The sequence below is a fragment of the Psychromarinibacter sediminicola genome, assembly GCF_029168335.1.
GTDB lineage: Bacteria > Pseudomonadota > Alphaproteobacteria > Rhodobacterales > Rhodobacteraceae > Psychromarinibacter > Psychromarinibacter sediminicola.
Genome location: NZ_JARGYC010000014.1, coordinates 38840 through 59621 on the forward strand (window position 1 = coordinate 38840; position 20782 = coordinate 59621).

Here is a 20782-nt window from a genome sequence, read left to right on the forward strand (position 1 = left end):
GGGGGCGTCCATCGAGGCGCCATCGGTTCAAGCCCGATGGACGACGGGGACAGCGTCCCCCCCAGCGGGTCCGGCCGCCGAAGGCGGTAAGACCGCCCCCGCCCGGCCCTAGAACAACCCCGTCATCTGCACCACAGACGCGACCGAGGTGGACTCGAACGCCCCCAGCGCGCTGCCGATGCCGGTCGCGGCCATGCCGTAGGCGGTGGCGCGGAGCGAGCCGCCGGTCAGCGCGTTGAAGGCCAGAAGCGCGGCCCCGAGCGGCAGCGCGAACAGCCCGACCGTGGCGCTCATCGTATAGAGCGCGGAGCGGCCCGGGACGGTGTCGCACAGCCGCGAGTCGCCCGGCGCGGGTTCCTGGTCGACGAAGGCCTGGACCAGCGAGGCCCAGAGATCCTCTTCCTGCGGCGCGATGGCCTCGCGCTGGTTCAGCCAGGCGAGCACCTCAGGCGACAGGTGCGGATCGCTGAGGAAGATGTCCTTGCGCGAGTTGCAGACCGGGCCGGCGGCCGGGTCGAGGTCGGGCATGTCGGTCGTCATCTCGCTCAGCCAGGTCTCGGCTTCCTCGCCGGTCATCAGCCGGGCGCGGGACGGGCAGACGACCAGGTCGGCCGGCGCGCAGGTGAGCAGGTAGTCGACCACCTCCCAGACCAGCCGCCGCTTGACCCAGTCGGGCAGCCTGTCGGCGCCCTGGCGGTCCAGCGCCACGACCGACAGGCTGGCCCGGTGATGGGCGAGCCGGCGCAGGACGTCGCGGCGCTGCGCCTCTTCCTCGACCGGGCGCGTCATGCCGCGGAAATGGCTCAGCGCGAAGGGCACGTCGGTGAAGGCGATGACCAGCTGCACGGTGTCGCCGGACAGAACCAGGTGATCGCCCGTCCGCCCGCCGATATGCACATCGCCCTGCGGCCCGACGCATTTCTGCACGAGATGCTGCAGCGCCTCGGCGTCGACCTCCGCCAGGACGTTGTCGGCGCTGGCGTAAAGGAGCCTGGCCTCGGTGTCGTTCTTTTCTCTCATCGGTACGGTCCGATCCGGTGTTCTGGATTGTTGCAGTCTTGAAAACAACTTTGGAGAAAGTTTGACATCAATGGTCCCATTTAGAGCTCTGTCCCGAGACAATAACGTCGGGCAGCGCGGCATCTGATCTCCCTTGGAAACACGGCGCGGGGTTCCCAAGGTGTTAACGTTTAATATACTGAAAGAGAGAGATTTTCAACCTAAACGATTAGCGAATTTTCATACCTCAACCCCAAGCGCGCCGCAATTCCTCCACATTAACTAACCTATACTTAAGGACAGGAACCGGCGGAGGTTTACGATGTACACGCAAGACCCATCATTCGAAGCCAGCCTTCTGTTCGAGGCCCCCGTGCCCGATGCCCTGGCGCATCTGGCCGGCGAGTTCGAGACGATCGCGATGGCGCACGAGGTGCCGGCCGTGCGGCGCTACACCGACGACCCGTCGGTGCTGCTGTTCGATTGCGGGCCGATCCAGGTGCTTGTCGCCGGCTGCGACCAGCCGATGGAAGTGGCGCATTTCCTGGACGCCGGACGCCCGGGCGGCGCCACGGTCTGCGAGACCGAGATGCTGTCGCGCCTGACCTCGCACCGCTATTCCGTGACGATCCTGGTATCGGACAACGACGACGCGCCGCAGCCGGACGACCCCGATCTGCAGGAGCTGAAGCGCGCCCTGTGCTGGCAGCTGGCCGAGGCGATGCCCGCCGACGCGCAGCCGTCGCTGGTGTTCTGGTGCGAAACCGACATGCTTTATGCCGGCGAGGAATTCCCGCGTGCCAACATCCTGGGCACGAGCCACCTGCCCGCGCACGAGCTGCTGCCGAGCCCCGCCATGGTGCGCGCCGGCGCGCAGCGCTCGGAGCGGCAGCGGGCGCTGGAGGCGCGGGCGCTGACCTTCATCCAGACCCAGATCATCCAGGGCAAGCACCGCCCGATCGTCGCCCCGCATCCGGTGGTCTCGGCGGTCAACGAAGGGCTCCAGCGTGCGGCGCCGGTGGCGCTGGCCGCGATCGAGGCGACCAAGGCGAACCGCCCGCACGTGATGCGCGGCGCGACGATGGCCTGCTCGACGGCGGCGATGGGCATCTGCCTGCTGCCCCAGCTGATGAACGGGATCATCTGAGGGCCGAACGGCCCTCGCCCCACCCCTTGCGGCTCAGCCGGCCTTGTCGGCCAGATGCCCGGCCATCGCCGTTTGCTCCTCCGGCGCCAGCGCATCGGGCCGGACCATCGCAGTATGAATGGCGAAGACCACCGCCTGCGTCAGCGGCAGGCGGCGCAGGGTCTGGCGTTCCAGCCGGACATAGGGCGCGCCGTCGGGCCGGGCGAAGCCGTCGGGCTTGCGCTCGGGCTGGTGCAGCGCAAAATCGTCATCCGGCAGGCAGTTGGAGCGGACCAGCACCGTCTCGGGGCGCAGCCCGTCGAACAGCCGCTGCACGCGGCGCGCGACCGTCTCGTCATAGGGCTCGATCCGCCGGTGGATCAAACCCAGCGGCTGGCCCAGCTTTTCCGCCAGGCTCCAATGTGCCGGGAAACACAGGGCGGCCGCCGTCAGCACGTGTTCGTCCCCCTGTTTCTGCAAGAGGCACAGGTCGTCCTGCACCAGCCGCGCCAGCGTCGCCATCGGCCGGGTGCGGTCGACCGGCACCGCGACGCCGTCGGGCCGCGTCACCTGGCCGTCGCCCACGCCATAGCGCGGCCGCTCCGGCAGCCAGCCGAGCACGGTCTCCAGCAGTTCGCCCGCCGCCTCCCGCGCCTCGGGCTGGCAGGCCAGCACCGTCTCGGGCCGCGCGGCGACCAGCCGGTCGCGCAGCGCCATCTGCGGCGAGAAGCATTCGTCTTCCCAGAGCCACGCCTCCGGATCGGTCCGGTCGGTGCCCGGCAGGCGGTGGCCCTGCGGCCCGTGCCAGGGGGCATAGGCCAGGCGGGATTGCAGGATCGGGGCGGTTTGCAGATGCGTCATGAGGCGTAGAGCGTCGAGTAATGCAGATGGCCGTGCGGGCAGAAGGCGCGTTCGACCTTGCCCCACAGCGTGGCGAAGGCGATCGGGTCCAGCCGCGCGGACTGCGCCAATGTGGACAGAGGCTGCCGGCCGTCGATGCCGGCGATCAGCGGGGCGGCCTGTTTCGGGACCGGCAGGGTCAGCTTCTCGCCGCCGGCAGTCAGGCGGACCTGCCCCTTCTGCGCGACCGATTGCGCCAGCCGCCGCGGGTCGATGCCCCTGAGATGCGGGATGGCGCCGGGCTTGCCCAGGGGCGGCGCGCGGCGTGCCCCGCGCGGCACGGCATAGACGATATGGGTCTTGAAGGTGCCGCGCAGATCCTCGGCCAGTTGCATGGCCTGGATCGGGTCGAGGCCGTCGGGAAGCGTCTGGCCCTCGGGCAGCAGGGCCGCGGGGTCGTAAAGGGCCGGCTCCGGCGTGCCAGCGATCTCCAGCCCGGCGCGGTCCAGCGCCTGGGCGAGCTCGGTGATCGTGAACGGGCGGTCGGTGGAATGCAGCAGCAGGTCGAAAAAGCCCGCGTCGCTCGCCTCGTGATCCACCAGATGCGGGTTGCGCTTGAACGGGTGGCCTTCGGGCAGGCGTCGGAACAGCGCCTTGGCCTTGGCCAGTTTCTCCTGCGGGCTCAGGTGGTTGTAAAGCACAGTGAAGGCGGATTGCAGCGGGTAGACGCCGCTGCGGCCCAGCGGCGCATAGACCATCAGCCCCAGGCTGCCGCCCGGCGCCAGCGCCGCCGCGAGCGCGTCGAACCCGGCCTGCGGCGCGTCCAGGTGGTGCAGCACGCCGCAGCAGTCGATATAGTCGAACCTCCCGTGCTCGGCCGCGTCCAGCAGCGAGCCGGTGACAAAGTGGATGCGCGTCAGCCCGCGGGCCTTCGCGCGCGCCTCGGCGACGGCGCGGGCGGCCTCGGACAGGTCGAGATAGGTGATCTCGTGCGGCCGCCCGGCGCTGGTCAGCAGCTGGGCGAGCTGGATCAGCCCGTCGCCGGTGCCGCCGCCCGCGACCAGCGCGCGCAACGGTTTCGACCAGTCGCGCGCCCCGCCCCACAGCCAGTGGTCCATCTCCTGCGGCCAGGAGGGCGAGCCGGTGATCAGCCGGCGCGCCTCGTCGGCCGGGTCGCGCTCCGGGTAGGGATAGGCCTCGTACTGGGTTCTGACGTCTTCGCTGCTCACGCCGCCTCCGGGGTTGTGCGCGTGAGGTAGCATCGGGGGGCGTCGGAGGAAAGCTGCCAACGGGCCGCGCGCCCGGGGCCATGGGCCGTTTCGCTTCGCCGCCGGGGCGGCTAGTCTGGGCGAAATTCCATCCCGGAGGCCCCCATGCACCGTATCCTCGCCGCCCTGCTCGTCTGCCTGCCCCTCGCCGCGCCCGCCGCCACCTGCGGCAACGACGCCGCGCATTTCGAGGCCTGGAAGGCCGAGTTCGCCCCCGAAGCCGCGCGGGCGGGCGTGAAGCAGGCCGGGCTGAACGCGCTGGCCGGCGCGCGGTACTCGCACGGCACCATCGCGGCGGACCGTAACCAGAAGAGCTTCAGCTACACGCTGGAGAAATTCATGCAGGTGCGCGGCGCGGCCACCATCGTGAACCGCGCGCGGCGCCTGAAGGCCGAGAACCCGCAATTCTACGCCAGCGTCGAGCGGATCTACGGCGTGCCGGCCGGCGTGCTGCTGGCGATCCACGGGATGGAGACGGCGTTCGGGGCGTTCATGGGCGACACCAACCTCGTCTCGGCCACCGCGACGCTGGCCTATGACTGCCGCCGGCCCGAGTTCTTCCGCCCCCACCTGATCGCGGCGCTGAAGCTGGTGGACCGGGGCACCATCACCGCCGCGACCGTGGGCGCGAAGCACGGCGAGCTGGGGCACACGCAGTTCCTGCCGGGCAACGTTCTGGACTACGGCCGCGACGGCAACGGCGACGGACATCTGGACATGTACAACCTCGCCGACGCCATGGCCTCCACCGCCTGGTATCTGCGGCAGAAGGGCTGGCGGCCCGGCGGCGGCTATCAGCCCGGGCAGGTCAATTTCCCGGTGATCGAGGAATGGAACGCCGCCGGGGTCTATCAGAAGGCCATCGCCATCATGGCGGCGCAGATCGACGGCTGAGACCGGCCGGCGCCGCGCCCCGTCACCTTGACGTGACGCGGCCGCCGGGCGGCTTGCCTGAACCGGCGCGGGCCGCCACCTTGGGCGGGCCGCCCTGCCGAGCGAAAGGTCCCCGCCGATGCCCATGGAACATGTTCGATTCGCCGGCCATTCGGGCGCGACGCTTTCGGCCCGGCTGGACCTGCCCGACGGCCCGCGCCTCGGCACGGCGCTGTTCGCGCATTGTTTCACCTGCGGCAAGAACATCCCCGCCGCCCGGCGCATCGCGGCGCGGCTGGCGGCGATGGGGATCGCGGTGCTGCGCTTCGACTTCACCGGGCTGGGGCATTCCGAGGGCGAGTTCGAGAACACCGACTTCGCCTCGAATGTCGGCGACATCGCCGCGGCGGCCGCGTATCTGGAGGGCCGCGGCATGGCGCCGGGGCTGCTGATCGGCCATTCGCTGGGCGGCGCGGCGGTGCTGCAGGCGGCGTCCGAGATCGAGTCCGCGACCGCGGTGGTCACGCTGAACGCCCCGTTCGAACCGGCGCAGGTGCTGTCCCGGTTCGGCGATACGCTGGCGCGGATCGAGCGCGAGGGCGCCGCCGAGCTGCGGCTGGGCGGGCATCCGGTCCGCATCGGGCGGGACTTCGTGGAGGATGTGCGCCGCGAACGGCTGGCACCCGCGATCGCGGCGCTCGGGCGGGCGCTGCTGGTGCTGCACGGCCCGCGCGACGCCGTGGTCGGGGTGGACAACGCCGCGCGCATCTTCGAGGCGGCGAAGCATCCCAAGAGCTTCGTGACGCTGGACGGGGCCGATCACCTGATCTCGCGGCCCGAGGACGCGGAATACGCCGCCGACGTGATCGCGGCCTGGGCACGGCGCTATCTGGAGCTGAGCCCGCCGGCCCCGCCGCCGGGCGCGCCGGAGGGCGTGGTGCGGGTCTCCGAGGCCGACCCGGACGGCTTTCTGCAGGACGTGCATCACGGGCCGGAGCATCACGCGCTGGCCGACGAGCCCGAGGCCTATGGCGGGACCAACCGGGGGATGTCGCCCTACGGCTTCCTGGCGGCGGGGCTGGGCGCGTGTACCTCGATGACGATCCGGATGTATGCACGGCGCAAGGGCTGGCCGCTGGCGCATGTGCAGGTGGACGTGACCCACGCGAAGGTCCACGCCCAGGATGCGGGCGACGCGGGCACGCCCAAGATCGACCGCTTTCACCGGGCGATCCTGTTGCAGGGGCCGCTCGACGACGGCCAGCGCGCGCGTCTGCTGGAGATCGCCGACCGCTGCCCGGTGCACCGGACGCTGGAGGCCGAGGCGGAGATCGTGACGGAGCTTGTCGACGATTAAGCCTGCCTTAACCCTGTTCGGACAGGCTGGCGGCATGAGACTGACTCCGCCGCCATTGAGCCCCGAGGGATGGATGACGCAGCTGTTCGCGACCCGGGCGGCGCGGGACGGCGCGGTGATCCGGCGCAAGCTGCGCGATATCGAGCGCTATGTCGGGCGCGAGGCGTTCCTGGCAGAGCTGGAGCGGCGGGGCTATCACGCGGTGGAGAATGCGGGGCAGCTGGTTATCTTCTGCAACCGCGAGCCGATCCGCCGGGTGCTGTAGCCGTTTTCTTTGCAAGAAAACGGGCCGGATCGTTGGCAACGATCCGGTTCGGAAAATTACAAATTTTCCGGCTACTTGGCCGGCGGGATCGAGTAGGTGAGCGAGGCACGCGCGACCGGCTCCGTGCCGCCGTCGGAGCGGATCAGCACGTCGCCCACCGCCAGGACCCGGCCCAGCTTCAGAAGTCGCGCCTCGGCGATCAGGTCGGTCGCGGCGGCGGGCTTGCGCATGAAGTCGATCGAGCAGTTCGTCGTCACCGCCAGCGCCTCGGGTCCGATCATCGCCAGCACCGCCAGGTAGATCGACACGTCCGCCAGCGCGAAGATCGAGGGGCCGGAGACGGTGCCGCCGGGGCGCAGGTTCTTTTCGGTCACGTGCAGGCGCACCCGGATGCGGCGCGCCCCCACCTCCTCGACAGTGAAATCGTCGCCGACCTGCGGGAAATGCTCGGCCAGGAAGGCGTGCAGGTCTTCTACGGTCATCCGGACGGCCATGCTTTCCCCTCTCGCCTGCGCGTCCTAGGATGTGCCGGGAATTCGGGCGGAGGACAAGATGGCACTTCTGGAACGTCACGACGCGGGCCGCGTCGCGCATCTGCGGATGTGCTCGGACCGCAACCTCAACGCGCTGAGCGACGCGATGCTGGCAGAGCTGCAGCGCGCCTTCGATGCGCTGGCCGAGGACCGCGACATCCGCGTGGTGGTGCTCTCCGGCGAGGGGCGCGCGTTCTGCGCGGGCCACGACCTGAAGGAGATGACCGCCGGGCGGCAGGCGGAGGATGGCGGGGCGGCCTATTTCGCCGACCTCTTCGCGCGCTGTTCGGCCGTCATGCAGGCCATCCCGGCGCTGCCGCAGCCGGTGATCGCGCAGGTGCAGGGGCTGGCGACGGCGGCCGGCTGTCAGCTGGTGGCCTCCTGCGACATGGCGGTGGCGGCCGAGGACGCGCGGTTCGGCGTCAACGGGGTGAATATCGGCCTGTTCTGCTCGACCCCGATGGTGGCGCTGTCGCGGAACGTGCCCCGCAAGCAGGCCTTCGAGATGCTGACGACCGGCGGCTTCGTGGACGCCGCGCGGGCGCGGGAGATCGGGCTGGTGAACCGGGTGGTGCCGGCCGAGGCACTGGCCGACGAGACGGCGGCGCTGGCCGAGACCGTCGCGGGCAAGCTGGGCAGCGCGGTGCGGATCGGCAAGCGGGCGTTCTACCAGCAGCTGGAGATGGGGCTGGCGGCCGCCTATGCCCATACCGGGGCGGTGATGGTGGAGAACATGCTGAACCGCGACACCGAGGAGGGCATCGCGGCGTTCCTGGAGAAGCGCAAGCCGGACTGGGCGGAGTGAAGGGCCCTGCGGGCCCTCGCCTTCGGCGTGCGTATTTGGAACGAGAAGAAGCCTAGAGGTCGTAGAGGGACCTGAACTTGGTTTCCAGGTAGTCGAGGAGCGGTTCCTCGTTGGGCTCGAAGCCGCAGGCGTGGGCGATGGTGGCGCGGGGGGCGCGCAGGCCGCCGTGGCGCTGCAGATTGTCGCGGAGCCAGCCGGTGGCGGCCGCGGTGTCGCCCCGGGCGAGCTGCGCGTCGAGGTCGGGGACGGCCTGTTTCATCGCCTGCAGCAGGCAGCCGGCATAGACGTTGCCCAGCGTGTAGGTCGGGAAATAGCCGATCAGGCCGACCGACCAGTGGACGTCCTGCAGGCAGCCGTGGCTGGGGCGGTCGACGCGGACGCCGAAGTCCTTTTCGAACCGCGTATTCCAGGCGTCGGGCAGGTCCGCGACGGGGAGGTCGCCCGACAGCAGCGCGCGTTCCAGGTCGAAGCGCAGCAGGATGTGGAGGTTGTAATGCACCTCGTCGGCCTCGGTGCGGATGTAGCCGGGGGCGACGCGGTTGACGGTGGCGTAGAAGGCGTCGGCGTCCGCGATGCCGAGATCGCCGAACATCGCCTGCATGCGGCCGAAGAGATAGCCGGTGAAGGCGCGGGAGCGGCCGAGCTGGTTCTCGTAGATGCGGCTCTGGCTTTCGTGGACGCCGAGCGAGACCCCCTGCCCCAGCGGCGTCAGCGCATGGGCGTCGTCGATGCCGAGCTCGTAGCAGGCGTGGCCGGTCTCGTGGATCGTCGAGTAGAGGCAGTTGAACGGTTCCGCGGCGACGGTGCGGGTGGTGATCCGCACGTCCGATCCGGAGCCCGACGAGAACGGGTGGACGGCCCGGTCCAGCCGGCCGCGGTGAAAGTCGTAGCCGAAGGTTTCGGCCATCTCGCGGGCGAGCTGCAGCTGCGCCGCCTCGTCGTAATGGCCGGCGAGTGCGGGGGGGCGTTTTTCGGCGCCCAGCACCGCCTCGCGCAGGGCGACGAGGCGGGGGCGGAGCGCGCCGAACAGCGCCTCGATCCCGGCGCCGGTGGCGCCCGGCTCGTAATCGTCCAGCAGCGCGTCGTAAAGGTCGCCGTCGCCGGCCAGCGCGGCGGCCTCCCGCCGGCGCAGATCCAGCACCTGGCGCAGCGTCGGCGCGAAGGCGTCGAAATCCTCGGTCCGCCGCGCCTCGGCCCAGATGCCCTGGGACAGGCTGGTGACGCGGGCAATCTCGGCGGCGAGGTCGGCCGGCACCTTGACGGCGCGGTCGTGGTCGCGGCGGATGTGGCGCAGGTTGGCGCGGCCCGCCGCGTCCAGTGTGTCGGGGTCGATCGCGGCCAGCCAGTCGGCCACCCGCGGGTCGGTGCGGCGGGCGTGCAGGACGCTTTCCATCGCGCCCATCTCCTCGGCCCGCTGGCCGGTGGCGCCGCGGGGCATCACCGTCTCCTGGTCCCAGCCGAGGCGGCCGGCGACGCGGGCGAGCGCCTCGGTCTGGCGCTGGAACGCCATCAGGTCGTCGTAGGCGGTCATGGCCTATCCCCTTACAGATTGTGCCAGCGGGTAGTTGGCAAGGAAACGCGCGCGCAGGATCAGCACCCAGACTGCCACCGCGCCGAGCTGGTGGATCAGCGCCAGTGCCACGGGGGCGGAGTGCATGACGGTCACGATGCCGATGACCAACTGGCCGAAGACCGCCACCGCCATCCAGTCATGCGCCTGTTTCGTGCGGCGATGGGCGCTGGCCCGGGCGCGGAGCCAGACGAAGACGCCGAAGAGGAACAGGGCGTAGCCGGCGAGACGGTGGAAGAACTGCACGGTGCCGTCGTTCTCGAACAGGTTGCGCCAGGCCGGCGCGATCTCCCACATGCCCGGCGGGGTGACCGCGCCGGCCATCAGCGGCCAGTCGGTATAGTTGCGGCCCGCGTCGATCCCGGCGACCAGCGCGCCCAGCAGGATCTGGACGAAGGCCACGACCGCCAGTGCGGTGCCGAGGCGCATCAGCCCGGGCTCGCGGGCGCGGCGGGCCTGCATGTTCTCGCGCTCGGGGCGGCCGAGGCGGAACATGTACCAGGCGATCAACCCGAGGATCAGGAAGGCCAGGCCGAGATGCGTGGCGAGGCGGTAGGACGCCACGTCCAGCATCGTGCCGGTCAGGCCCGAGGCCACCATCCACCATCCGATGGCCCCCTGCAGCCCGCCCAGCACGCCGAGCGCCAGGAGGCGGCCGGTCCAGCCCGCGGGGATGCGTTTCGTCGCCAGGAAGAAGACGAATCCGACGGCCCAGACCAGGCCGATCACCCGGCCGAGCTGCCGGTGGCCCCATTCCCACCAGTAGATGGTTTTGAACTCGGACAGGGTCATATCCATGTTCTGCAACTGGTATTCGGGGATCGCCTGGTATTTCTCGAATTCCGACTGCCAGTCGGCGGCGTTCATCGGCGGCAGCGCGCCGCTGACCGGGTTCCATTCAGTGATCGACAGCCCCGAGTCGGTCAGCCGCGTCAGCCCGCCGACCGCGATCATCATCACGACCAGCGCGAACAGGACGGCCAGCCAGGCGCGGATGGCGCCGCGGGCGTCGCGGCGGCCGGCGTCGATGACGCCGGTGGTGCGGGGGGCCTCGGCGGGCTTGTCCCCGCCCACCTCCTCGAAGATCGAGCGTTTCTGACTCATGTGGTCCTCTCCTGGCGGCGCGCGTTACCTAGTGCGTGTCGCGTCTGATTCGAGTCACGCATTCACCTGCCGCCCCGAGGCAGCGTTCGCGCGCGCGAATGCAGTCGGGGCGGCGGGGAAACTCGATTGAACGCGACATGCACTAGTCCTCGCGTCGGTCCTCGGCAAGCGTGTCGCGGCGCCGCAGAAGCTGGCGCAGCATCCCGTGAAACATCTGGACATCGGCGCGGGTCAGTTCCAGCCGCGACCACATGTTGCGCAGGGTGCGCTTCATGCCCGGCGCCTTGGTCTCGGGAAAGAAGAAGCCGGCCGCGTCGAGCCGGTCCTCGTAATGGTCGCCCAGCCGCGCGACCTCGATGGCGGTGGCGGGTTCGGTGCCCGCGTAATCCATGCGCGCGCCCTCGGCCGGCGCGGCCTGGCGGCGCCACTCGTAGGCGGTGAGCAGCGCGCATTGCGCGAGGTTCAGCGAGGCGAAGTCGGGGTTCACCGGGACCGAGACGATGGCATTGGCCCGCGCGATGTCGTCGTTCTCCAGCCCCGCGCGTTCGGGTCCGAACAGCACGGCGACCTTGCCGCCCGCGGCGAGGCGCGCGGCGGCGTCGGCCATCGCGGCCTCGGGCGTGAAGACCTGCTTGGTCAGGTCGCGGGGCCGCGCGGTGGTGGCGTAGACGTAGGTGCAGTCGGCCACCGCCTCTTCCGTCGTCGGATGGATCGTCGCGCTGTCCAGCACCCGCCCCGCCGCGCCCGAGGCCATCGCGACGGCGCGCGGGTTCGGCCAGCCGTCGCGCGGGTCCACCAGCCGCATCGCGCCCACCCCGAAGTTCAGCATCGCCCGCGCGGCCGCGCCGATATTCTCGCCCATCTGCGGGCGGACGAGGACGAAGATCGGCTGGCGGTCGGGCATGGATGGCTTTCCGGGCTGTGCGGCGCGGTGATAGAGGGGTGGCGGGGCAGAGGCAAGGCGGGCGTCGGGGTCGGCACCGCGCGCGCCGGAGGCCGCGCCGTGCCCCGGGCCTCCGGAGGCGATGGTCAAGCCGGACGGCCCGCGTTATAGCAGCGGGCGGAAGGAGTGTCCGTATGGCCGAGACCGAGCAGCCGCAGATCTACCTGATCACCCCGCCGGAGATCGAATTGTCGAGCTTTCCCGACGCCTTGGGCGCCGTTCTTGACGCGGTTCCCGTGGCCTGCCTGCGGCTGGCGCTGGCGGCGTCGGACGAGGACCGGCTGATCCGGGCGGGCGACGCGCTGCGCGGCGTGGCGCATGACCGCGACGTGCCGCTGGTGATCGACCGCCACTGGCAACTGGCCGAGCGGCTGGGGTTGGACGGGGTGCATCTGCCCGACGGCGCGCGCCAGGTGCGCCCGGCGCGCAAGGCGCTGGGACAGGACGCCATCGTCGGCGCCTATTGCGGCACATCGCGGCATGACGGGATGACCGCGGGCGAGGCCGGGGCGGACTACGTGGCTTTCGGCCCCTGCGCGCCGACGGTGCTGGGGGATGGCAGCTATGCCGAGGCCGACCTGTTCGGCTGGTGGTCGGAGATGATCGAGGTGCCGGTGGTGGCCGAAGGCGCGCTGACGGCGGAGCGGGTCGCGGCGCTGGCGCCGGTGACGGATTTCTTCGGGATCGGCACCGAGATCTGGGACGCCGACGACCCGGTGGCCGCGCTGAAGGCGCTGGCGGCGCCGAGCCTCTGAGGTCAGGGCCGCGGGCCGCGCCCGCCGCGCACCGCCGCCTCGGAGGCCCGGGCCAGCGCCTTGCGGTCGGCCACGCCGGAGACCGGGATCGCCGCGTGATAGGTCACCTCGACCCCGCCCTGCGGCGCCTGTGCCAGCAGCTTCAACAGATGCGCGCCGAACCCCATGTCGCCCCACCAGCCATAGAATCGCGGGTCTTCGCCGGCCGGCGCGATATAGCGGACGGTGACCGGCTGCACCGCCGTGTCATGCGGCAGGCCGGACGTGAAGAGCGCGGCGAAAAGCGTTGATTTGAAAGGCAGAACCCGCAGGCCGTCGGTCGAGGTGCCCTCGGGAAAGAACACCAGCCTGTGCCCCGCCCGCAGGTGGTCCTCCAAGAGCCCGCGCTGTTCGCCGGCCTGCCGCCCGGCGCGGTGGATAAACAGCGTGCCGGTGATCCGGGCGAGAAACCCGATGCCCGGCCAGCGCGCCACCTCGGCCTTGGACACGAAGGTGACGCAGGCCCGCGCGTTCAGCACGAAGATGTCCAGCCACGAGGCGTGGTTGGACACCATCGCCCCCGGGCCGGCCATCGGCTGCCCGACCACCCGGTAACGCATCCCGAGCACCACGAAGACCAGCCGCGAGAACAGCCGCACCACATGCGGGCTCCAGGGCCGGGACAGCCTGTGGAGCGGGCGTTCCGGCACCCGGATGAGGAGCAGAAAAATCAGCCCCGTCAGGATCATGCAGGCCAGAATTGAACCGCGAAAGGCGACGCGCAGCCAGCCGGCCGCGGTAATCCGCTTCGCCGCCGGCAGATCCTTGGAATGCCAGGTGACGCTCACCGCCCGCGACCGCCGGTATAGAGGTTCCGGCGCTTGTCGTTCATCCGTGCGGTGTCCATCACGAGGCACACGTCGGTGGTGTTGAAGGCATGGTCGATCCACGCGCCCTCGCCCACCATGCCGCCGAGGCGCAGATAGGCCTTGATCAGCGCGGGCACCGATTTCATCGCCGCGAGGCGGTCGATCTCGGCCTCCGGCCGCAGGTCCATCCGCTGAAACCGGTCGTCGCGCGCCCGCACCCGGAGCTCCGGCGGCGCCAGGTGGCGGTGATGCAGCAGCGACAGCGCCTCGGCCAGCGCCGCGATATCCGTGCCGTGGAACGAGGCGACGCCGAACAGTAGCTCGATCTCGTGCCGCGCGACATACTCCGCAAGGCCGTTCCACATCTTGTACATCGCCGTGCCGCCGCGATAGTCCGGATGCAGGCAGGAGCGGCCCAGCTCCAGCAGCCGGCGGCCCGAGGTCAGAAGCGGCGTCAGGTCGTATTCGGTCTCGGAATAGAAGCGCCCGAGCTGCGCCGCCTGGTCGCCGCGCAGCAGCCGATAGACGCCGACGACGGGCGCTGCGCCGCGGGCGTGGTCGAACAGCAGAAGATGGTCGAAATGCGGGTCGAACTCGTCGCGCTCCAGCCCGGCCGCGTGGTCCACCAGCGGCCCCGAGCCGCCCAGCTCGCGCACGAAGACATCGTAGCGCAGCGCCTGCGCCGCGCGCAGATCCTCGGCACCGGCGGCCAGCCGGACCTCGAACCGCGGCGCCGTACCGGCCTTGAGGGATGTCTCCGCCTTCATCGCGCGGCTTTTAACGGCAGCCGGCCGGAAATGGCAATATTTCCGTGCCCGCTGCGGCGTTAGGTGTCTGTTAACCTTTCTGGTAGAAAGAAGGCAGGATGGATCAACTGTCAAAGACGGGCATCAGCTCGATTCGCCGGCCGTCGATGACCACCTTGCCCTGGTGTTCGAAATTCACGGTGATGCGGCCGCCGATATTCGACTGGACCTGGCCCAGGCCCCAGTCGGGCTGCTCCGGGTGGCGGACCAGCATGCCCGGTTCCAGAAATGCGTTGATTTCACTCATCGGTTCCTTTCCGCCCCCGGTTTCCTTCAGCGAGGAGGCAGTGCCATGACCCAGGCGACTTCCGACATCGCGGCGCTGCTCGGCTCGCGCATCTGCCACGACCTGATCTCGCCGATCGGCGCGATCTCCAACGGGGTCGAGCTTCTGGCGATGTCGGGCGCCGGCCCCATGCCAGAGATAGACCTGATCGCCCAGAGCGTCGAGCATGCGAATGCGCGGATCGGATTCTTTCGCGTCGCCTTCGGCGCCGCCGCGCCGGATCAGGTGCTGGGCGCCGCGGAGATCCGGCAGATCCTGGCGGACCTGACCCGCGGCGGGCGGCTGGAGATGCTGTGGTCGGCCGAGGGCGAGGTGGCGCGGCCAGAGGTGAAGCTGGTCTTCCTGCTGCTGAACTGCCTGGAAAACGCGATGCCCTGGGGCGGCACGATCGAGGTCGGCCGCGAGGGCGCGCGCTGGCACGTCGCGGCCCGGGCCGAGAAGATGCGCGCCGATCCCGCGCTTTGGGAGGGGCTGTCGCGGTCCGGTCCCGCCACTGGCGCGAGCGCGGCGGAGGTGCAGTTCCTGCTGGCGCCGCTGGTCGCGGCCGAGCTGGGCCGGCCCCTCGCCGTGGAGCTGAGTGAGACCGGCGCGACGATCCGCGCCTGAGCGGCGCGCGGGGTCAGGCCCGGGTCGCGCCGTCCCCGGTCACCAGGTACTTGAAGCTCGTCAGCTGCGCCGCGCCCACCGGCCCGCGCGCGTGCATCTTGCCGGTGGCGATGCCGATCTCGGCGCCCATGCCGAACTCGCCGCCATCGGCGAACTGGGTCGAGGCGTTGCGCATCAGGATCGCGCTGTCGAGCCGGGCGAAGAAGCGCTCGGCGGCCGCGTCGTCCTCGGTCAGGATGGCGTCGGTGTGGCTGGAGCCGTAGCGGCGGATGTGATCCATCGCGTCGTCAATGCTCTCGACGACTTTCGCGGCGATGTGCATGTCGAGATACTCGCGGCCCCAGTCGTCGTCGGTGGCCGCGACGGTGCCGGGGATGTCCTGCAGCGCGGCATCGGCATGCACCGCGACGCCGGCCTCGACCAGCGCGCGGACCAGATCGGCGCCCAGCGTGTCGGCCAGATCCCGGTGGATCAGCAGGCACTCGGCGGCGCCGCAGATGCCGGTGCGGCGGGTCTTGGCGTTGAGCACCACGCGCATCGCCTTGTCCGGGTCGGCGGCCTTGTCGACATAGATATGCACGATGCCCTCGAGATGGGCAAAGACCGGCACCCGCGCCTCGCGCTGGACGAGGCCGACAAGGCCCTTGCCGCCGCGGGGCACGATCACGTCGATGCTGTCGGTCATGGTCAGCATTTCCGACACGGCGGCGCGGTCGCGGGTGGGCACCCGCTGGATCGCGTCCTCGGGCAGGCCGGCGGCGGTCAGCCCTTCGACGAGGCAGGCGTGGATCGCGCCGGAGGAATGAAAGCTCTCCGACCCGCCGCGCAGGATGACGGCGTTGCCGGCCTTCAGGCAGAGCGCGCCGGCATCGGCGGTCACGTTCGGGCGCGATTCGTAGATCACCCCGACCACGCCCAGCGGCGTGCGCACCCGCTGGATGTGCAGGCCGTTGGGCCGGTCCCACTCGGCCAGAACCTCGCCCACGGGGTCGTCCTGGGCGGCCACCGCGCGCAGGCCGTCGACGATGCCCTGGATGCGCGGCTCGTCCAGCATCAGGCGGTCGAGCATGGCCTTCGAAAGCCCTTTGTCGCGGGCGAAGGCCATGTCCTTTTCATTGGCGGCGATGATCTCGGCGCGGTTGGCCCAGACGGCGTCGGCGGCGGCGGTCAGCGCCCGGGTCTTCGCCGCGGCCGGGGCGAAGGCAAGCTCGGCGGCGGCGGCCCTGGCGCGGGTGCCGAGCTCGGCCATCAGGGCGGGGATGTCTTCGAGGTCCTTCATCGTCGTCTCCCGGGTTCGAATTTTCGACGAAAATTCGCAGGCCGCTCAGGTCACCATGTCGTCGCGATGCACCAGCGCCGCGCGGCCCGGATAGCCCAGAACCGCCTCGATGTCACCAGAGCGATGCCCGGCGATGCGCCTCGCCTCTTCCGCGGTGTAACGCGCAAGGCCCTTGGCCAGCGCGCCGTCGGGGCCGGCGATGTCCACCGGGTCGCCGCGGCCGAATGCGCCCGTCACCGACGTCACACCGGCCGGCAACAGCGACTTGCCCTGCCGCAGCGCCCGCGCCGCGCCGGCATCCACGGTCAGCCGCCCCTTGGGCTTCATCGCCGCGATCCAGCGCTTGCGCGCCTGCTGCGGATCGCCCTCGGCCAGAAACCAGGTCGACGGCGCCCCCTGTTCCAGCGCCTGCAAGGGCCGGATCACCGAGCCTTCCGTGATTGCCATGGCACAGCCGGCGCCGGTGGCGGTGCGGGCCGCCAGCAACTTGGTCTTCATGCCGCCCTTCGACAGGCCGGAGCCGGCATCGCCCGCCATCGCCTCGATCTCCGGCGTGATGCGCTCGATCACGTCGAAGCGGTGCGCGGCGGGGTCGTCCTTGGGGTTGCCGGAATAGAAGCCGCCGACGTCGGACAGCAGCACCAGCCGGTCGGCGCCCACGGTCACGGCGATCTGCGCGGCCAGCCGGTCGTTGTCGCCATAGCGGATCTCGTCCGTCGCGACGGTGTCGTTCTCGTTCACGATCGGCACCGTCCCCAGCCGCAACAGCTGCTCCAGCGTCGCGCGCGAGTTCAGATAGCGGCGGCGGTCGGCGCTGTCCTCCAGCGTCAGCAGGACCTGCGCCGCGGTCAGGCCGTGCGGCGCCAGCACCTCCTCGTAGGCGCGGGCGAGGCGGATCTGGCCGACGGCGGCGGCGGCCTGCGACTGCTCCAGCGGCAGCGTGCCGGCGGGCAGCGCCAGGACCGCGCGGCCGAGCGCGATGGAGCCCGAGGAGACGAGGATCACGTCGGTCCCCTGCCCCTTCAGCCACGCCACGTCCTCGGCCAGCCCGCGCAGCCAGTCAGCCCGCAGCGCGCCCGTCTCGCGGTCGACCAGCAGGGCCGAGCCGATCTTGACGACCAGCCGCGCGCCCCCGGTCAGGGAGACCACGGCGCATCCTCCTGCCCCGCCGCGCGCATCCGCAGACGGTCGGCGTCGATCTGCGCCTTCAGCGCGCGCAGCACCTCCGTTAGCCCCTCGCCCGAGACCCCGGACATCAGGAAGACGGGGCCGCCGCAGGCCGCTTCCAGCTCCGCGCGCTGCATCTCGCGCAGCTCGTCGTCCAGCGCGTCGATCTTGTTCAGCGCGGTGATGCGGGGTTTCTCGGCCAGCCCCTCGCCATAGGCGTCGAGTTCCTGGATGATCGTGCGGTAGTCCTCGGCCACGTCGTTCGCGGTGCCGTCCACCAGGTGCAGCAGCACCGCGCAGCGCTCCACATGGCCGAGGAACAAGTCGCCGATCCCCCGGCCCTCATGCGCGCCCTCGATCAGGCCGGGGATGTCGGCCACGACGAACTCGGCGTTGTCCACGCCCACGACGCCCAGGTTCGGGTGCAGCGTGGTGAACGGATAGTCGGCGATCTTTGGCCGCGCGTTGGACGTGGCGGCGAGGAAGGTGGACTTGCCGGCATTCGGCAGGCCCAGAAGCCCGACATCCGCGATCAGCTTCAGCCGCAGCCACAGCGTGCGCTCGACCCCGGGCTGGCCCGGGTTGGCGTGGCGCGGCGCCTGGTTGGTGGACGTCTTGAAATGCAGGTTGCCGAAGCCGCCATTGCCGCCCTTCGCCAGCAGCACGCGCTGGCCCACCTCGGTCAGGTCGGCAAGGACCGTCTCCTCGTCCTCGTCGAGGATCTCGGTGCCGACCGGCACGCGCAGCACGATGTCGTCGCCGTCGCGGCCGGTGCGCTGCTGGCCCATGCCGCCCTGGCCGTTCTTGGCGAAGAAATGCTGCTGGTAGCGGAAGTCGATCAGCGTGTTCAGCCCGTCCACCGCCTCGGCCCAGACATCGCCGCCCCGGCCGCCGTCGCCGCCGTCGGGGCCGCCGTATTCGATATACTTCTCCCGCCGGAAGCTGATGCAGCCGTTGCCGCCCGCGCCGGAGCGGATATGGACCTTGGCCAGGTCGAGAAACTTCATCGCGGGGCCTCCGGGGCGCTGGAAGCCCCGGCCTTACCGCGTTCCGGCGCCGCTCTCAAGCGATGCCAGGCCGCGCGGGTGAGCTCCATGCGCTGCACCGTCACGGCGCCTGCCGCGAGCGATTGCTTTTCGACCCGGTGGGTATCGGAGAAGCCCAGCCGCAAGAGGACGCGACGGGAGCGGTCGTTGCCGATCCGATGGCCGGAGGTCAGCCGATCCGCCCCGCCGGCGAAATGCGCCGCGACGGCGGCGCGCGCCGCCTCGGTGGCAAGGCCCCGACCCTGGGCGCTTCTGCGGATCCAGTAGCCGAGTTCGTCGGCCGTCGAGACCACGCCGACGACCGCGCCGCCCTCGGTGACGGCGTAGTGGGCGCTGCCCTCGCCCTGCACCATGGCGACGAAGGCCTCGGCATCCCGCAGCCCGTAGGGCCAGGGCACGCGCGAGAGCCATTGCACGATGTCGAAATCGGCGATCCCGTCGGCCAGCGCAGGCGCATCCGCCGGACGAAGCGGACGCAGGAGCAGCCGGTCCGTCCGGATCGGCGCGATCATCGCTCCAGCCGCCTCAGATAGGTCCAGGTCGCCACCTTGGCCTGGCGCGCGACCGAGAACGCCTCGGCGTCGCCGATATACTCGAAGCCGGCATGGGTCAGCACCTTGGCCGAGGCCGGATTGTCCTGAAAGACCGAGCCGAACAGGGTGCGCGCGCCTTGCGGATTGGCGGCGACGATCGCCTCCACCGCCTCGGATGCCATGCCGGTGTTCCAAAGCGCCGGGACGACCCAGTAGCCGATCTCGGACTGGTCGCGATCCATCCGCTCCAGCCCGACGACGCCCATCAGCTCGCTGAGCCCCGACAGCGAGCCGTCGAGCGCCCAGATATCCTCTGTCCGGTCGTCGGCCTGCGCGCGGTCGATGAAGTTCTCGGCCGCGCCCGGCGGCAGCGGATGCGGGATCGTGGTGGTGTTGCAGGCGACGCGCCGGTCGCCGGCGTAAAGCTCCAGCAGCCCCGCATCCGACCGCCGGAGCGGCCGCAGGATGAAACGCCCGGCCTCGATGACCGGCTGGTCGATGACTCTCTCCAGCTTCAACTGTCCCTCCCAAGGCAGTCGTGGACGAAAACCGGCGCCCCCGGCCGCTCCCCCATGGCCGAAAACCGAAAGGGGGACCGGCCTTGTCGCCGATCCCCCTTTAAATTCCGTCTATCCGAGGTGTCGGCTATTCCGCGGCCGTGGCGTCCGGCAGCACCGAAATGAAGGTGCGGCCCTTGAGGCCCTTGTGGAACGTCACACGGCCCTCGGCGGTGGCGAAGATGGTATGGTCGCGGCCCATGCCCACGCCTTCGCCCGGCCACCACTTGGTGCCGCGCTGGCGCGCGATGATGTTGCCCGGAATGGCGGTCTGGCCGCCGAACAGCTTGATGCCGAGGCGGCGACCTTCGGAGTCGCGCCCGTTGCGGGAGCTGCCGCCTGCTTTCTTGTGTGCCATTGGTCGTGCTCCTTACTTGCCGGCCAGCTCTTTGGCCTGTTCGACCCATTCGGGTTTCACCTTGGTGCCCTCGAAGGTCTCGGGGTCCACGGCGGCGAGCTGCGCGTAGGTGGTGATCCCGGCCTCGTTCAGCTTCTTGACGGCGGCCGGCCCGACGCCGGTGATCGCGGTCAGGTCGTCGCCGGCGGCATCGGCGGTCTTCTCCGCCGGCTTCTCCTTGGCCTCGCCCGTCGCGACCCGCTTGGCCATCTCGGCCTCGCCGGTCTTGTTCTTGGCGTAGGCGCCGTCGGACTTGACGACCTTGTCCGCCACGCCCCCCGCGCCGATCGCGGCCTTCACGCCGGAGGCGCCGGCGCCCGATTCGAGGATGTCGGTCACCCGCAGCAGGGTCAGCTGCTGGCGGTGGCCCTTGGTGCGCTGCGAGCCGTGCTTGCGGCGGCGCTTGACGAAGTGGATGACCTTGTCACCCTTGATCTGGTCGATCACCTCGGCCTGCACGCCCGCGTCGTCGACGAGCGGCGCGCCGACCTTGGACCCGACCATCAGGATCTCGTTGAACTGAACGGTTTCACCCGCATCGGCGGCCAGCTTCTCGACGCGGAGCACATCCCCGTTCGTCACCTTGTACTGCTTGCCACCGGTCTTGAGGACCGCAAACATCCGTGTCTTCCTTCTCTTCCGCGTCCTGCGGCCCCCCGTTGCCGGGGCGTTCCGGGCCCATCCGGGCCGCCTGCGAACAGCGCGCCTGTCGGCGTCATTGCGATATGGTCCCGCGGGGGGACCGCCCCCGCAAGAGCCGCGCTTATCGCCAAGTTCGCGCGGCGCGTCAAGCCCCTTGCGCGGGGCGCCGGCGGGCCC

The 20782-nt window shown here is 70.5% G+C and carries 24 protein-coding genes; 7 read left to right on the top strand and 17 right to left on the bottom strand.

Annotated features, from left to right (window positions below):
• Positions 1–108 precede the first annotated feature (108 nt).
• Positions 109–1020: a hypothetical protein gene (locus tag P1J78_RS07250; protein ID WP_275566664.1), complete on the bottom strand. Its 912-nt coding sequence runs from the start codon at positions 1018–1020 to the stop codon at positions 109–111.
• Positions 1021–1321: 301 nt separating this feature from the next.
• Between P1J78_RS07250 and P1J78_RS07255 the strand changes: the two genes are divergently transcribed.
• Complete coding sequence (locus P1J78_RS07255) at positions 1322–2146, top strand: hypothetical protein (protein WP_275566665.1); 825 nt, start codon at positions 1322–1324, stop codon at positions 2144–2146.
• A gap of 33 nt (positions 2147–2179) precedes the next feature.
• Here the strand turns inward: P1J78_RS07255 and P1J78_RS07260 are convergent, their stop codons facing one another.
• Entirely contained in the window at positions 2180–2986 is an 807-nt protein-coding gene (locus P1J78_RS07260; RefSeq protein ID WP_275566666.1) for a heme-dependent oxidative N-demethylase family protein, read from the bottom strand.
• Positions 2983–4194, bottom strand: a complete 1212-nt coding sequence (locus tag P1J78_RS07265) for a class I SAM-dependent methyltransferase (protein ID WP_275566667.1) — start codon at positions 4192–4194, stop codon at positions 2983–2985. Before P1J78_RS07265 ends, P1J78_RS07260 begins: the two co-directional genes overlap by 4 nt.
• Before the next feature lie 144 nt (positions 4195–4338).
• Here P1J78_RS07265 and P1J78_RS07270 point away from each other — a divergent pair, with 144 nt between their 5' ends.
• The 3 genes from P1J78_RS07270 to P1J78_RS07280 all read left to right on the top strand — a co-directional run bounded on the left by P1J78_RS07270 (position 4339) and on the right by P1J78_RS07280 (position 6728).
• Positions 4339–5127, top strand: a complete 789-nt coding sequence (locus tag P1J78_RS07270; RefSeq protein ID WP_275566668.1) for a lytic murein transglycosylase — start codon at positions 4339–4341, stop codon at positions 5125–5127.
• Between the two features lie 118 nt (positions 5128–5245).
• Complete coding sequence (locus tag P1J78_RS07275; protein ID WP_275566669.1) at positions 5246–6463, top strand: bifunctional alpha/beta hydrolase/OsmC family protein; 1218 nt, start codon at positions 5246–5248, stop codon at positions 6461–6463.
• 73 nt (positions 6464–6536) lie between these two features.
• The gene (locus tag P1J78_RS07280) at positions 6537–6728 is read left to right on the top strand and encodes a hypothetical protein (RefSeq protein WP_275566670.1); all 192 of its coding nucleotides are present in this window, start codon (positions 6537–6539) and stop codon (positions 6726–6728) included.
• Between the two features lie 71 nt (positions 6729–6799).
• Here the strand turns inward: P1J78_RS07280 and P1J78_RS07285 are convergent, their stop codons facing one another.
• Entirely contained in the window at positions 6800–7222 is a 423-nt protein-coding gene (locus P1J78_RS07285) for a PaaI family thioesterase (protein WP_275566671.1), read from the bottom strand.
• Positions 7223–7280: 58 nt separating this feature from the next.
• Between P1J78_RS07285 and P1J78_RS07290 the strand changes: the two genes are divergently transcribed.
• Positions 7281–8066, top strand: a complete 786-nt coding sequence (locus P1J78_RS07290) for an enoyl-CoA hydratase (RefSeq protein ID WP_275566672.1) — start codon at positions 7281–7283, stop codon at positions 8064–8066.
• Positions 8067–8118: 52 nt separating this feature from the next.
• On the opposite strand, the gene P1J78_RS07295 is transcribed toward P1J78_RS07290, so the two are convergent.
• From P1J78_RS07295 to P1J78_RS07305, 3 genes are all read right to left on the bottom strand, one after another.
• Positions 8119–9597 (bottom strand): carboxypeptidase M32, encoded by a 1479-nt coding sequence (locus tag P1J78_RS07295; protein WP_275566673.1) that lies wholly within the window; start codon positions 9595–9597, stop codon positions 8119–8121.
• Between the two features lie 3 nt (positions 9598–9600).
• Positions 9601–10740, bottom strand: coding sequence for a heme A synthase (gene ctaA / locus P1J78_RS07300; protein ID WP_275566674.1), 1140 nt, complete (start codon positions 10738–10740; stop codon positions 9601–9603).
• A gap of 142 nt (positions 10741–10882) precedes the next feature.
• Positions 10883–11644 (bottom strand): RNA methyltransferase, encoded by a 762-nt coding sequence (locus P1J78_RS07305; protein WP_275566675.1) that lies wholly within the window; start codon positions 11642–11644, stop codon positions 10883–10885.
• A gap of 173 nt (positions 11645–11817) precedes the next feature.
• Between P1J78_RS07305 and P1J78_RS07310 the strand changes: the two genes are divergently transcribed.
• A complete protein-coding gene (locus tag P1J78_RS07310) occupies positions 11818–12438 on the top strand; it encodes a thiamine phosphate synthase (RefSeq protein WP_275566676.1) in 621 nt (206 codons plus the stop codon).
• 2 nt (positions 12439–12440) lie between these two features.
• Here P1J78_RS07310 and olsA read toward each other — a convergent pair whose 3' ends face one another.
• The 3 genes from olsA to P1J78_RS07325 form a co-directional block, all read right to left on the bottom strand.
• Positions 12441–13265: a lyso-ornithine lipid O-acyltransferase gene (olsA, locus tag P1J78_RS07315; protein ID WP_275566677.1), complete on the bottom strand. Its 825-nt coding sequence runs from the start codon at positions 13263–13265 to the stop codon at positions 12441–12443.
• Positions 13262–14053: an L-ornithine N(alpha)-acyltransferase gene (olsB, locus tag P1J78_RS07320; RefSeq protein ID WP_275566678.1), complete on the bottom strand. Its 792-nt coding sequence runs from the start codon at positions 14051–14053 to the stop codon at positions 13262–13264. Before olsB ends, olsA begins: the two co-directional genes overlap by 4 nt.
• Before the next feature lie 103 nt (positions 14054–14156).
• Positions 14157–14339, bottom strand: coding sequence for a DUF3553 domain-containing protein (locus tag P1J78_RS07325; protein WP_275566679.1), 183 nt, complete (start codon positions 14337–14339; stop codon positions 14157–14159).
• A 45-nt stretch (positions 14340–14384) separates the two neighbouring features.
• Between P1J78_RS07325 and P1J78_RS07330 the strand changes: the two genes are divergently transcribed.
• The gene (locus P1J78_RS07330; RefSeq protein ID WP_275566680.1) at positions 14385–14984 is read left to right on the top strand and encodes a histidine phosphotransferase family protein; all 600 of its coding nucleotides are present in this window, start codon (positions 14385–14387) and stop codon (positions 14982–14984) included.
• A gap of 13 nt (positions 14985–14997) precedes the next feature.
• On the opposite strand, the gene P1J78_RS07335 is transcribed toward P1J78_RS07330, so the two are convergent.
• The 7 genes from P1J78_RS07335 to rplU all read right to left on the bottom strand — a co-directional run bounded on the left by P1J78_RS07335 (position 14998) and on the right by rplU (position 20584).
• Positions 14998–16263 carry a glutamate-5-semialdehyde dehydrogenase gene (locus tag P1J78_RS07335; RefSeq protein ID WP_275566681.1) on the bottom strand — a complete coding sequence of 422 codons (1266 nt, stop codon included), beginning with the start codon at positions 16261–16263 and terminating at the stop codon, positions 14998–15000.
• A 45-nt stretch (positions 16264–16308) separates the two neighbouring features.
• A complete protein-coding gene (gene proB / locus P1J78_RS07340) occupies positions 16309–17412 on the bottom strand; it encodes a glutamate 5-kinase (protein WP_275566682.1) in 1104 nt (367 codons plus the stop codon).
• Positions 17400–18437: a GTPase ObgE gene (gene obgE / locus P1J78_RS07345; RefSeq protein WP_275566683.1), complete on the bottom strand. Its 1038-nt coding sequence runs from the start codon at positions 18435–18437 to the stop codon at positions 17400–17402. Before obgE ends, proB begins: the two co-directional genes overlap by 13 nt.
• On the bottom strand, positions 18434–18988 hold the full coding sequence (locus P1J78_RS07350; RefSeq protein WP_275566684.1) for a GNAT family N-acetyltransferase: 555 nt from the start codon (positions 18986–18988) through the stop codon (positions 18434–18436). Before P1J78_RS07350 ends, obgE begins: the two co-directional genes overlap by 4 nt.
• Positions 18985–19527 (bottom strand): GNAT family N-acetyltransferase, encoded by a 543-nt coding sequence (locus P1J78_RS07355; RefSeq protein ID WP_275566685.1) that lies wholly within the window; start codon positions 19525–19527, stop codon positions 18985–18987. Before P1J78_RS07355 ends, P1J78_RS07350 begins: the two co-directional genes overlap by 4 nt.
• 127 nt (positions 19528–19654) lie before the next feature.
• Positions 19655–19924, bottom strand: coding sequence for a 50S ribosomal protein L27 (gene rpmA, locus P1J78_RS07360; protein WP_275566686.1), 270 nt, complete (start codon positions 19922–19924; stop codon positions 19655–19657).
• Between the two features lie 12 nt (positions 19925–19936).
• Positions 19937–20584: a 50S ribosomal protein L21 gene (gene rplU, locus P1J78_RS07365; RefSeq protein ID WP_275566687.1), complete on the bottom strand. Its 648-nt coding sequence runs from the start codon at positions 20582–20584 to the stop codon at positions 19937–19939.
• Positions 20585–20782 lie beyond the last annotated feature (198 nt).